This window comes from Sphaerospermopsis torques-reginae ITEP-024 (genome assembly GCF_019598945.1).
GTDB lineage: Bacteria > Cyanobacteriota > Cyanobacteriia > Cyanobacteriales > Nostocaceae > Sphaerospermopsis.
In genome coordinates this window covers 2819468-2832534 of record NZ_CP080598.1, presented here as the reverse complement: position 1 = coordinate 2832534, position 13067 = coordinate 2819468, and the positions used below count along the sequence as shown (strand labels likewise).

At 37.1% G+C, this 13067-nt stretch carries 15 protein-coding genes; 10 read left to right on the top strand and 5 right to left on the bottom strand.

From position 1 onward, the window contains the following. Positions 1–124: 124 nt before the first annotated feature. The 3 genes from K2F26_RS13295 to sipA all read right to left on the bottom strand — a co-directional run bounded on the left by K2F26_RS13295 (position 125) and on the right by sipA (position 2140). Positions 125–997, bottom strand: coding sequence for a polyphosphate kinase 2 family protein (locus K2F26_RS13295; protein WP_220608211.1), 873 nt, complete (start codon positions 995–997; stop codon positions 125–127). 130 nt (positions 998–1127) lie between these two features. Next, entirely contained in the window at positions 1128–1685 is a 558-nt protein-coding gene (locus K2F26_RS13290) for a peroxiredoxin (protein WP_220608210.1), read from the bottom strand. 224 nt (positions 1686–1909) lie between these two features. Then, positions 1910–2140, bottom strand: coding sequence for a regulatory protein SipA (sipA, locus tag K2F26_RS13285; protein ID WP_220608209.1), 231 nt, complete (start codon positions 2138–2140; stop codon positions 1910–1912). A gap of 128 nt (positions 2141–2268) precedes the next feature. Between sipA and gntT the strand changes: the two genes are divergently transcribed. Further along, positions 2269–3627 (top strand): guanitoxin biosynthesis MATE family efflux transporter GntT, encoded by a 1359-nt coding sequence (gene gntT, locus K2F26_RS13280; protein ID WP_220608208.1) that lies wholly within the window; start codon positions 2269–2271, stop codon positions 3625–3627. Positions 3628–3757: 130 nt separating this feature from the next. Here the strand turns inward: gntT and K2F26_RS13275 are convergent, their stop codons facing one another. Continuing rightward, complete coding sequence (locus K2F26_RS13275; protein WP_220608207.1) at positions 3758–4258, bottom strand: Spy/CpxP family protein refolding chaperone; 501 nt, start codon at positions 4256–4258, stop codon at positions 3758–3760. A 194-nt stretch (positions 4259–4452) separates the two neighbouring features. Between K2F26_RS13275 and K2F26_RS13270 the strand changes: the two genes are divergently transcribed. Together K2F26_RS13270 and K2F26_RS13265 are read left to right on the top strand one after the other, a co-directional pair. Then, on the top strand, positions 4453–5652 hold the full coding sequence (locus K2F26_RS13270; RefSeq protein WP_220608206.1) for a sensor histidine kinase: 1200 nt from the start codon (positions 4453–4455) through the stop codon (positions 5650–5652). 154 nt (positions 5653–5806) lie between these two features. Then, positions 5807–6463: a response regulator gene (locus tag K2F26_RS13265; RefSeq protein ID WP_220608205.1), complete on the top strand. Its 657-nt coding sequence runs from the start codon at positions 5807–5809 to the stop codon at positions 6461–6463. 92 nt (positions 6464–6555) lie between these two features. Here the strand turns inward: K2F26_RS13265 and K2F26_RS13260 are convergent, their stop codons facing one another. Further along, entirely contained in the window at positions 6556–6990 is a 435-nt protein-coding gene (locus tag K2F26_RS13260) for a nucleoside deaminase (RefSeq protein WP_220608204.1), read from the bottom strand. An 89-nt stretch (positions 6991–7079) separates the two neighbouring features. On the opposite strand from K2F26_RS13260, the gene K2F26_RS13255 reads away from it, so the two are divergent. From K2F26_RS13255 to K2F26_RS13225, 7 genes are all read left to right on the top strand, one after another. Beyond that, the gene (locus K2F26_RS13255; protein ID WP_220608203.1) at positions 7080–7874 is read left to right on the top strand and encodes an ion transporter; all 795 of its coding nucleotides are present in this window, start codon (positions 7080–7082) and stop codon (positions 7872–7874) included. Positions 7875–8095: 221 nt separating this feature from the next. Next, complete coding sequence (locus K2F26_RS13250) at positions 8096–8473, top strand: CTB family bacteriocin (protein WP_220608202.1); 378 nt, start codon at positions 8096–8098, stop codon at positions 8471–8473. Between the two features lie 543 nt (positions 8474–9016). Beyond that, a complete protein-coding gene (locus K2F26_RS13245) occupies positions 9017–9373 on the top strand; it encodes a CTB family bacteriocin (protein WP_194053324.1) in 357 nt (118 codons plus the stop codon). Positions 9374–9690: 317 nt separating this feature from the next. Beyond that, positions 9691–10041, top strand: coding sequence for a CTB family bacteriocin (locus K2F26_RS13240; RefSeq protein WP_194053323.1), 351 nt, complete (start codon positions 9691–9693; stop codon positions 10039–10041). A gap of 20 nt (positions 10042–10061) precedes the next feature. After that, a complete protein-coding gene (locus tag K2F26_RS13235; protein WP_220608201.1) occupies positions 10062–10382 on the top strand; it encodes a CTB family bacteriocin in 321 nt (106 codons plus the stop codon). A 38-nt stretch (positions 10383–10420) separates the two neighbouring features. Further along, positions 10421–10747: a hypothetical protein gene (locus K2F26_RS13230; RefSeq protein WP_220608200.1), complete on the top strand. Its 327-nt coding sequence runs from the start codon at positions 10421–10423 to the stop codon at positions 10745–10747. 797 nt (positions 10748–11544) lie between these two features. Beyond that, positions 11545–13065 carry an HlyD family secretion protein gene (locus K2F26_RS13225; RefSeq protein WP_220608199.1) on the top strand — a complete coding sequence of 507 codons (1521 nt, stop codon included), beginning with the start codon at positions 11545–11547 and terminating at the stop codon, positions 13063–13065. Positions 13066–13067 lie beyond the last annotated feature (2 nt).

The window sequence follows — 13067 nt, the reverse complement described above, 5'->3', positions numbered from 1 at the left end:
TGAAGTCTTAAAAAATGTTAATCACAAGCTACAATTTATTTAACCAATAGTCATGAAAAAAGTCAAGTAGACAAAATAAATATCTTCCCAAAGATATACGAAGTTAAAACTCATACAGTTTTTTCTATTCATCTTCACTTTCTAATATTCTCTTAGCGTCTAAAAGCCTATGCTTGTGCTCTTCACTAATGGTAGGATATTGTAAATTTAATTCTCTTAACTTAGAGCAGATAATATCCGACACAACTAACCTGGTAAACCACTTGCGATCCGCAGGTATAATATACCAGGGTGCATATTCTGTACTAGTGTAGTTAAAAACGTCTTCATAAGCCATCATGTAATCATCCCAAAAACCACGTTCCCGCACATCACTAGCGGAAAATTTCCAATGTTTTTCTGGTGATTCAATTCTATCTAAAAAGCGTTTTTTCTGTTCTGATTTTGAGACATTGAGAAAAAATTTCAGGACAACAATTCCATTATTTACCAAATATTTTTCAAAATTATTAATTTCCTCAAACCGCTGCTGCCAAATTTGATTATCATGCGGAATATAGTGCAGTTTTTGCTTTTCTAAAAGTTCTGGATGGACGCGCACCACCAACAATTCTTCATAATAAGAACGGTTGAATATACCAATTCTTCCCCGTTCGGGTAAAGCTTTCATTGAACGCCATAAATAATCATGATCTAATTCTTCATCACTAGGTGCTTTAAAGCTAAAAACCTGACATCCTTGAGGATTTACCCCAGACATCACGTGTTTAATAGTGCTATCTTTACCAGCAGCATCCATCGCTTGAAAGATAATCAGCAAAGCATAAGTATTTTGAGCATAGAGAATATTTTGATAATTCGCTAATTCTTTGATACCAGCCTTTAATTTTTTTTTCGCCTCAGCTTTTTCATGATATTCAGCTTTATAACTGGGGTCATAATCATCTTTTAAAGAAATTTTAGCCCCTGGAGAAACAATAAACGGATCATGATTCATTTGCAAACAGCACCTTGGTAGAATTGATTTAGAGATTTTTTTGGTAATAGGTGAGTGGTGACTGGGGACTGGGGACTGGGTAATCAATTTTATTTTTCCCAATTACCAATTACCAATTACCAATTACCAATTACCCATTATCTGATTGTAACTTTTCCAGTCGTGCTAAAACTTCTTGACTGTGAATATTGGGATTGACTTTGACAAAGGTTTCCCGCAAAATCCCCTGGGGATCAATGATAAAACTATGACGCATGGATACATAGCCAATCCAAGAACCATAAGCTTTACTCACTGCACCATCTGTATCCGCCAAAAGGGGGAATTTTAAACCCTCAGAATCACAAAACTCGGCGTGGGAATCAATATCATCCGCACTGACACCAATAATCTGAGTATTTTTTTCTAGATATTTGGGCAAGTCTTGTTGAAAACGTCGTGCTTCAATTGTACAGCCAGAGGTGAAATCTTTGGGATAAAAATATAAAACCACCCACTGACCACGTAAGTCAGAAAGGGAAATTTTACCATCTCCTGTGTTGGTGGGTAAGGTGAAATTAGGCGCGGGTTGGTTGATTGCAGGTAGTTTACCACCCAAAGCAGCAGCAGTGGGGGTAAAGTTTAACCAACTAATCAAGGATAAACAACCCGCCAATAAAATGGTAATAAAATTACGTCGTGAAATCATTTTGCAAACCAGAATCATAACTTAACATAAGTTAACATTCTTTGCAGTTCCCGGACCGCTTGAAGAAGTCGGGGATCTTAGGGACTTCCAAGAAATAAATTATCCAATCTTATGGGAGATTATCCAATCTTGTGGGATGGGCTTCTAGCCCGTCCGGGTTTAAGGGCAGGCTGTCCGGCCTACCCCACAGGAATTAATTGTATATTTTTTTATCTGGAAGTCCCTTATCTCAGCGGATTTTCTGTACTTTCAATATATTGACTATCCATGAGGAAAGTACCTCTAGCAAAACGTACACCCCAATATCCTCCGGGGCGGCGGTCAATAACTATACCTTCTTCACCGACGCTAATCACATCAGGAGGACGTAACATGGGCATGGGGTCAGCGGTTTTGATGTATGGTGGTAATATCACCACACGGACTTTACTACCAATAGGAAATTCTTGAGACATTTTCAGCGAGTTAGGTTGATAGGTTAATTAACTTTTAACAGGATTTTGCCGAGATTATGTAGATTTCTGGTTTCTGATTACTGTAAACCCCAGATAAACTGAATTATCCTCCAATTTTGATCATTTCTATGTCTGTTGTTTTACCTAAATTGTATAATTTTTTGCCTCGTTTTTCTAGGTTAGCCAGCGTAAGTATGCTGTCTAATATGATGATTCCTCTAGCGGGGTTGGTGGATACTGCTTTTTTAGGACATTTAGCAGATATCCGTCATTTGGCTGGGGTAATTTTGGCAACTATTCTGTTTGACTACCTTTATCGAGTGTTAAAATTTATGCGGTCAAGTACCAATGCTCTGACTGCTCAAGCTGTGGGTTCAGATGAACCAAAAGCTGTATTATTGGCTGGTTTACGTAGTGCTTTGATTGCTTTGACGGTAGGGTTAGTGATTTTACTGCTGCAATACCCTATACAAAAATTTGGTTTTTTGATGTTGAATGGTTCTCCAGAAATTGAAACTTCTGGGATTGACTATTTTTATGGCAGAATTTGGGGCGCTCCGGCTGTTTTGCTCAATTTTGTCCTTTTCGGTTGGTTTTTAGGACGAGAAATGAATAGTTGGGTGCTGCTGATGTCTATCGTTGGTAATGGTTCTAATGTGTTGCTTGACTATCTGATGATTTTTAAATGGGGTTGGGAAAGTATGGGTGCGGGTTTAGCAACTGCTTTAAGTCAGTATTTGGCTTTGGGAGTTGGTTTGCTGGGAGTGGGATTGAGTATTCAGTGGCAAGTGTTACCTACAGCACTACAAGAAATATTTGATTGGGTAGCTCTCAAGAATACTATGGCGCTAAAAAGTAATATTTTCATTCGATTTTTAGCCCTGATTTCTGCTTATGCTATCTTTACTAATTTGAGTGCCAGTATGGGAAAAACTGTTTTGGCAGAAAATGGATTAATGCTGCAAATTGCTCTTTTAAGTCAGTTTACTATCCAAGGTGTGGGAGTGACAACTCAAACCTTAATTGCTAATTTTAAAGGTAAGGGAAATCAACAACAGATGATGCCGTTGTTATTTGTGTCTATGGTGACAGCTATAGCGATCGCTGTGACTTTTGCTTTGGTATCTATGATTTTTCCTGATCAAGTTTTTGGGTTGTTGACTAATCACTCAGAAGTTAATACTAACATTAATCAATATACAATTTGGTTGTTGCCGGTTTTGGTAATTACAGCGATCGCTTTTATTCTCGAAGGTTACTTTATTGGTTTAAAGGAAAGTGTAATCCTACGTAATGCTGTATTACTCGCCTTTTTTGTGGGTTTTTCGCCTTTAGCGATCGCCGCTTGGTATTTCCACAACAATCATCTATTGTGGTCAACTCTTGTTTCTTACATGACAACTCTTATGGTAGTATTAGCTATACAGATACCCCAAACTTTGAATACCCAAAACTTAGAAAATCAAAAATCTCTCACTCATTCTTAACTATTTATTGGTAATGGGTAATTGGTAATTGGTAATGGGTAATTGGTAATTGATAATTGGTAATTGGGAAAAATATAATTAATTACCCATTCACCAGTCACCAGTCCCCAGTCACCAGTCCCCAGTACCCTTAAATAGAAGTAGAATTACGTTGTTGACGACGAGATTTGCGATTTTCCTGCATTTGTTTCAGTTGTTCCCGTTGTGCAGGAGTTAAAACAGCTTCCATTTGTTGTTTTGAAGACTCTTTAATTTCCCGCATTCTGGTTTTTTGTGCTTCCGTTAAATTTAAAGCTGCAAAAGGATTATTTTTCTTTCCTCTACCTCTACCTTCCATTCTACCTTCACCTTGTGAACGCTGATTTATACGTTCTTGCATTGCAGCTTTTAATTGTTCTTTTTGTTCCGCTGTCAAAACTTTCTCCATTTCTGCACGAGCATTGCGGCGAATTTCCTGCATTTTGGCTTTTTGTTCATCTGTAAGTCCTAACTTTTGCCAAGGACCTTTTTGAGCAAATTCTTTACCTGGTTGACGGTTAGGAGAAGTTGGTTGTGCTTGTGCTACAAAGGGTGTTGCTGTTAAAGTAAGAGCAAAAGCAGCAGCTAAAAATGATAATCTCTTGCGGTTCATAAATTACCTTGTGTTTTTCTTGGTTGGATGTCACCATGATATGAAATCATCTCCAGTTACCACATGAGTAAAAAGTCACGTTTACAGCTATGACTTTAGTCATGTTTCCAATCTCGGCAAGATATAGGATAATCAAATTCAATAATTAGCAGTGTTTTCTGGCTTTAATTACGAATTACTAATTATAAATTATTATGTCTCGTTTTATCGAAATTAATAATCATCCTTTTCGGTTTCTACTATATTTAGAATGGGTATTACTAGGGCTATCTGTATTAGTAGTAATTATGCCCTCACCATCACCAAAATTTGCTGCACGTTTTCCAGAGTTAACTATTTGTAGTTTGGCGGTTTTTGGTGTGATGGGTTTAAGAATACCTACCAGTAATAATGTGGTCAAAATTATTTATACGGCTATTGAAGTATTTTTAATTTTAATTACTGGTTTTTTCGGTGGGAGAACAGCTAGACTTTTTCCTTTTCTCTATTTGATTTTGGTAACGCGCAGTTGCTTAATTTTTCAAATACCAGGGCGGTTAACTCTCAGTTTTATATCATTTATCTTGTTTTTAATGACAATGAAAAGTCGGTTGCCTCCTCATAGATTAACACCAATATTACAAGATAGATTCCGTTTCTTTAGTTTTAATTTAGCGGTGTTATTTGGGTTAACTTTGATATTTGTTTTACTGTTAATGAATGCGGTTTTATCTGAGCGTGAAAGTCGAGATAAACTGGCTCGTGCTAACGAAAAACTCCGTCAATATGCTTTGAAAATAGAAAATCAAGCTACCTTAGAAGAACGTAATCGCATCGCTAGAGAAATTCATGATTCTTTAGGACATTCTCTCACTGCTTTAAACTTACAATTAGAAACCGCTTTAAAACTTTCTAAGTCTGATATACCCAGAGCAATGACATTTTTAGCAACTGCTAAAGAACTGGGTTCAAAAGCTTTACAGGATGTACGTCAATCTGTTTCTACTATGCGATCGCACCCTTTACAATCACAATCTTTAGAAGCAGCTATCACTATTTTAGTAGCAGATTTTCAACGTGCTAATGGCATTTTACCAACTTTTTTACTCTCCCTAGAATATCCACTTCCCCAAGAAATGAGTATTCCCATTTATCGCATTATTCAAGAATCATTAACAAATATTTCAAAATATGCACAAGCATCATCTGTACAATTAGAATTAACTACAACCAGCAATACTATAAAATTAATAGTTCAAGATGATGGTAAAGGTTTTGATATCACCCAAAATACCACTGGGTTTGGTTTACAAAGTATGCGCGATCGCACTTTAGCTTTAGGTGGAGAATTTACAATTAATTCTGCTCCTAGTTCTGGTTGTCAAATTATAGTTAATATTCCTTTAAATACCTGAAACTTCAACTACCTGAAAATATCAAGTGATAATTAATAATTGATAATTGATAATTGATAATTGTTAAGTCTTGAAAAAAACTGATTAACTTCTCCTAACTCCTAACTCCTGCTCCCTGCCTCTTGCCCACTGTCACCTGTCACCTCTTCAAATCATGATTACAGTTTTACTTGTAGATGATCAAGGTTTAATTCGTCAAGGTTTAAAAGCATTATTAGAATTAGAACCTGATTTAGAAATAGTTGGAGAAGCTGAAAACGGTGAAATTGCGATTAATTTAGTGGAAAAACTACAGCCTAATGTGGTGTTGATGGATATTAGAATGCCCATCATGGATGGAGTTGCAGCAACAAAAGAAATTCAAAAACGGTTTCCCACTACCAAAGTTTTAGTATTAACAACTTTTGATGATGATCAATATGTCAAAGCTGCATTACAAAATGGTGCAATGGGTTATTTACTCAAAGATACACCCTCAGAAGAATTAGCTGTTGCTATTCGTGCGGTTGATAAAGGATATTCCCAACTAGGACCAGGAATAGTCAAAAAACTTTTAACTCAGTTTCCATCTACAGAAACCAACACCACACCATCCATACCAACGAGTTTAACCGAATTAACACCTAGAGAAAAAGAGGTTTTACGATTAATTGCTACAGGCGCTAGTAACCGAGAAATTGCCCAGAAACTCTTCATTTCCGAAGGAACAGTCAAAAATCATGTTACTAATATCTTAAGTAGACTTAATTTGCGCGATCGCACCCAAGCCGCTATTCTTGCTAATACATTTTTATCATTTCTGCAAGAATAAAACTCTGAGTTTTATAAGAATTATTGCTAATCATCATTGTAATTGCCTTTAACCATAAACTCAAACGCCCTGGTTGATTACTAGGGCTTTTTTTATGCAAATAATTCTAGACATTCCTGCCTTAAAATTCCTTTTGTTACCTTGATATTTCTAAAAGATTTAGCGATAACTTCTTCACAAGATATATTAATTTGTCCTTGATTTATAGCAATTAAATCTGCAATTGAAGCACCATAAATAATTTCTGATATCCCCGTCCATACACAAGCACTAGCACACATGGGACAAGGTTCACCTGTGGTATATATAGAATAACCATCTAAAGCTGGATTTTTCAGTTTAGCGGTTAAATTACGAATAACATTAATTTCTGCATGGGCTGATGGATCACTGTCTCTACTGACAGTATTATAAGCTACTGCAACTACTTGATTATCTTTAACTATCACCGCACCATAGGGAGCATCTCCTTTTTTTGCTTCTTCTATGGCCAGACTCATAAAATATTCTTGGGATTCTTGGTTCATGTTCACAGGAGATTTTCATTAATAATTACTAATAATAGCGCATTTATGGTGTTATTGTTCTGAATGAGTGATTTTTTTTCGATCATCTTATGATACTAAATCGAGCCAAAATAGAATTTTACTTAACAGACTTAGAAACACCCATTGGTAAAGCAATTAATTTAACAATTGCCTTTCTAGTTTTATTATCATCGGGAATTTTCGTAGCGGAGACTTATAATATTTCTCGTGATGCTCGGTTAGAAATAAAAGTATTAGATACTTGCATATTAATCATCTTTACCATAGAGTATGCACTACGCTTATGGAGTTCAGAAAACAAACTGAAATATATTTTTAGTTTTTATTCAATTCTTGATTTAATGGCAATCTTACCATCTTTTATTGGTTTAGTAGATATCAGGTTTATCCGCTTATTGCGATGGTTTAGAATTTTAAGATTAATCAGATTTATAGATAGTAGATTTTTATTTGGTAGTATCAGCAGCGAAGATGGTGTAATTTTTACGCGGATATTATTTACTTTATTTGCCATCATCTTTGTATATTCAGGCTTAATTTATCAAGTTGAGCATCCAGTTAACCCGGAAAACTTTGGTACTTTTTTAGATGCCTTTTATTTTTCAGTGGTGACAATGACAACGGTAGGATTTGGAGATTTAACACCCATTTCTGAATTAGGACGTTTGCTCACAGTATTGATGATTTTAACAGGAGTTGCTTTGATTCCTTGGCAGGTAGGAGATTTAATTAAACGGTTGGTAAAAACCGCGAATCAGGTAGAAAATGTTTGTTCTAGTTGCGGTTTAGGTTTTCATGATGCAGATGCAGAATATTGTAAAAGATGCGGTACTAAGTTGCCTGGAAAATCACTCCAGCCCTAAGATGATGTTTGTAAAGTCATGAAAGATACCCGCAAAAACCATAATCATCTAGATCGGGTATGACTATATCTGTAATAATTAAAAGATTTTATATCTACTTGGAGAAGTAAAACTACCAAATCTGATTTCTATCCCTAGATTTATGAATTACCGAGCAAGAATGCTTATAGTTGGGTTGTTAGGTGAGGATTCACCTGATTTCGTAAGTGAGGCTAACAATCATGTCAAATCAAATAAATGCTGCCGATTTATTTGTTGTTTTATCTGATGAATCACAAGAGTTTGTCACTGGTGGGGCTGACTTTGAATTAGCTGGCAGTAACTTCGCCAATAGATTAGCAAACCTGCAAGGTACTACAGCTTCTGGACCTAATGGTAGCACCGGTGACTCCATTGGTACAAGTTCTGCTGTGAACACCGCAGCCCAAGACTTTTTAGGATTAGGTGCGCCCCTAGTTCCTCAAGTTGGGGCGTTGGGTGCAGCACCCGTTATCAATGGACAAGCCGCACCTACACCCGGTCCTGGCGGTCCTGGCGGTCCTGGTGGTCCCATCGGTGGCGGTAGTCCTTTCGGTACTGGTGGCAGTCCTTTTGGCTAAATCTCCCCAGCCTTTTAACCACTTACTCCCATAGATGGTCAAAAAAATCAGCTTTCACAACACTAGATCGCTTCGCCTATTTAGGTAATCAAAGAAGCAAATGCCCTGGTTCTTCTTGATGCCTGTACCCAAAATCTGCAACTGTGATTCGCACTAGCTAACTGATTATTGCAGAAGTAACATTATTCAGTATTATTTCAGTCACATCAAGCAGCACCTCTATCTCTGCGGTACTGCTGGTACTGACTAAATATTAGCGTTCTGGGTTTTTTATCCTTGGGAGTCAGTAAATAGCAGATTCTAGAGCGTCGATTCAGTAATGCTAGGTAATCTGTTTTTACCTTGTAGGGGCGAAGCATTCGGACAGAATATCAATGGTTTTAGCGATAGGTTATCACCCGAATGCTTCGCCCTGACGATTAATGAATCGGTGTTCTAGCAGCGATTATGTTTGCTTTCTTTTTGCCCAAAAGTAAACAGTAAGAAATCAGTTCATGCTGTGGAATCCTGTGTTGAAAAATTACGTAAGTGAGGCTAAAAATCATGTCCCATCAAATTATCTCTTCTGAATTGTTTGTTGTTTTATCTGATGAAGTACAAGAGTTAGTCACTGGAGGGGCTGACTTTGAGTTAGCTGGCAGTAACTTCGCTAATAGATTAGCAAACTTGCAAGGTACTACAGCTTCTGGTCCTAATGGTAGCACCGGTAGCTCCATCGGTACAAGTTCTGCTGTCAACACCGCAGCCCAAGACTTCTTGGGATTGGGTGCGCCCATAGTTCCTCAAGTTGCAGCGTTGGGTGCAGCACCCATTCTCAACGGACAAGGCGCAACTATTCCCGGTTTTGGTGGTCCTGAAGGTCTTGGTGGTCCTGGTGGTCCTGGTGGTTTTGGTGGCTAAGGCGGTTTCTGTGATTTGCTGAACTACTGTCAATACTGTTCGGTTAAGAGTTTTTGTAGGTTGGCGTAGGCAGTCGCAATCCAACAACAGCCTGTAAATGTTGGGTTTCCTAACGTCAACCCAACCTACATACAGCACTTTCTGGTGTAATAACGAAATCTGCTGTAATTCTATTTTTTGGGCTTAACCGAAAAGTATTGGCTTGGGGGTGATCAAAGAATCAAATTCTTGATTATTTTTGATCCCCCTACTCAAAAATCTGCATAGGAATTTGAATTGTTTTATTTTGGATATTTACGTAACTTAGGCTAACAATCATGTCATATTTTACCATCAGATCCAATTTGTTGGCGGAGTTATCTGAGGGGCAACAGGAGATGATCTCTGGTGGTGCAGACTTTGAGTTATCTGGTAGTAATTTTGCTAACAGACTGGTAGTGTTACAAGGGTCTGTATCTTCTGGTCCAAACGGGAGTTTTGCAAATTCATCAGGTCAAAGCTCAGAAGTCAACACCGCAGCACAAGATTTATTGGGATTGGGTGCGCCATCTATACCTGATGTTCCAGCTTTGGGTTCTGCACCTGTTCTCACTGGTTTACCTGCACTACCGAGAACGAGTTTCGGAGATTTGAGAAGATTAGGTGGTTTGGGTGACTTGAGAATTTGAGTTAAGCGAGGCTAACAATCATGTCATGTCCAATGATGACATTCCAATGGTTTGTTGAGTTATCTGATCAGGAACAAGAATTTTTAACTGGTGGTAGTCTACCTCAGATTAGCAATAACAATTTTTCTCAAAAAGCCGAAAATACTACAGAGAATAATAGCAATACTCCACTAGGTAAAGTGTCTAGAATGAATACTGATTTTGCTGATGTCAATAGTGGCGCACAATCTATATTGTCATCTGATCAACCTAGAGTTTCTCCCTTTGGATCTGTTAATAATCTATTACCCAACAACCTTAGATCATTCAATAATCCTCTGGGAACTCTAGGGATGTTTTAAGAAATTTCCAAAAAGGTGAACAATAAAGGTAAATAATTATGTTACAAGATATCATGAAATCAGATTCATTAGTGCAGTTATCTTTAAAGCAACAAGAACTTTTGTTAGGTGGTCAAGGTCAAGCTTTGAATGATCCATTTATTCAACCTCTTGCAGTCATAAGAGGTCAACCTATTAATGCGCTGGGTCAAACTTTAAATGATGGTTCAAGCACTGTTTTGGGCAATAATACTTTACAAGGTTCAACTACTTCCGGTCTTTTTGGCAGTGTTGGAAACTCTACTGCACAGGGTAAAGGTGGTGCTACTGGCGCAGAAGATATTATGATTTTGCCACCCTTTTCTGCTGCAAGTCAAACACTCTAATTTTAGGGAACAGGGAACAGGAAATAAATTGGTGTGTAATTGACTAAACTGGGAAATGCTATATTTATTTCCTAGTCAAAAATCTCAACTTAGCTCACAACTGGCTAGTTTTTAATTCCCATACTTTAGGTAAAAAATTTCTTAGGGCAAAGCTACACAATACAATTCTCTATAAAATTCATTTTTATTGGCTAAATCAGTAATTTAAAGCAATTTAAAGCGCAATTTACAATCATGTTTTGGGAATTTTGTGTTTTTCAGTAGGAAGGGGGGAGAGGAGATTCTTACTACTCGCTCAACGTAAGTGAGGTCTTTGAGGGAGTTTGAGCGTTCTCCTCGGTTTTTTTCTCAGCGTTGCCCACGTCAGAGATGTAAAGAAAAGTTTTTGCTATGTCAGCTTTTTCTTTTCTTATCCCCCACTAATGATTATAGAGGATTCTTCACCATGATGTTTACTATTTTGAGCGACATATTTTATGCTGACTCTGTTTGGTTGATTCAACTTTTGTTTTGATACTTTGGGTATTACTTATTTTATCCCAAAGATAGAGGTGGAAATAATTTTTGTGAGAGTTATTTACAGAAATGTGGCTTAGATTATCAATGGACTAGAAAAGTTGGTAATTGGTTGGTTAATATTTGAGGATATTTTACAAAATTGAATAAGTAAAACTGTTTTTACTACTATCTGGAGACAGATTACCTCAGACAGTTATTTTTCTTTGATATGGGTTATCAAATCTAATCTGAGATAACCCTGATGTTTGTTGATGTTTCAATCAAAAAGGTGCAACGTTGTGGATTCTTTACACCGCCATGAAAACTATGTTTGGAATGGGTCTGGTGATCCAGGTTCTGAACATCTGCAACCAGTTGAAATTAATGAGTTTCTGCCCCAAATTCACAAATGGACTAGCATTGGTGTGGGGGTAATGTTGACTATCTTTGTGGTAGGTGTAGGTTTAACTACTGTACTTGCTTATAAAGTGACGGTGAAAGTTCCAGGAACTATTAGACCTGTAGGGGAACTCAGGTTAGTTGAATCGGCTATTTCTGGACAGGTGCAGAAGATTTTAGTCAAAGATAATCAGGTAGTTAATCAGGGAGATGCGATCGCTTATGTTGATGATTCCAATTTACAAACCCAAAAAAGCCAACTAGAAAGTAGTCTGCAAAAAGGTCAATTACAGCTCGTACAAATTGATGCTCAAATAGGTGAAATCAATAATCAAATTTTGGCACAGACAAATTTGATCAATCGTACAATTATCGCATCAGAAGCTGAGTTAGATGGTACTCAACGCAATTTTCAAGACCAACAAATCAAAGCTAATGCAGAAATGGTACAAGCAGAATTAGCTGTGAGATTTGCCAAATCACAATTGGAACGCTTGCAACAAGAAGGAGTTTTAAAAACCACAATCGAAGAAGCACAAACAGCTTTCAATCTTGCCAAGTTGCAGAGAGATAGATTGCAAGCGATCGCTGATTCTGGTGCAATTTCTCGCAATATTTTGGAAGAAAAACAACAAGCTGTTAAATCTGCCAGAGCTAAATTAGAACAAGCTAAAAACGACGCTAAAACTCTTTTGGAGGAAAAACTACAGGCATTTAAAGTTGCTCAAACAAATCTATATAAAGCAAGAACAGCTATCAATCCTAATAATTCTGCTGTCATTATTGCCTCTGAAAGAATTAAACAAGAACAAGCTAGAGGAGAAGCAAATTTAGCAGCTTTAAAAAAAGAACTTCAAACCCTATTACAACAACGCTTGGAAATTCAAAAACAACTTATTCGCACTCGTCAAGACTTGCTACAAACAGAAATTGATTTGAAAAAAAGTGTAATTCGCGCACCTATCACTGGCACATTATTACAATTAAAACTTCGTAACCCTGGACAAGTAGTACAACCCAGTGAAGCTGTTGCACAAATCGCTCCCCTCAATGTTCCTTTACAAATTAAAACTTATGTACCTGCTCAAGATATTAGCAAAGTAGAACCAGGTCAAAAAGTCCAAATGCAAGTTTCTGCTTGTCCTTATCCAGATTACGGTACTCTCAAAGGCATTGTCAAAAACGTTGCTCCAGATATTTTACCAGTTTCATCAACAAACCAACTTCAAAATTATACATCTACAAATTCCCAGCTTAATGGTTATGAAGTCACTATAGAACCAGAAACATTATATGTAGGTAGAGGTGAACATAAATGTTATTTACAACCGGGAATGCAAGGTCGCACTGATATTATTACCCGTGAAGAAACTGTGATGCAATTTATTCTCAGAAAAGCCAGATTAATTACTGATTTGTAATT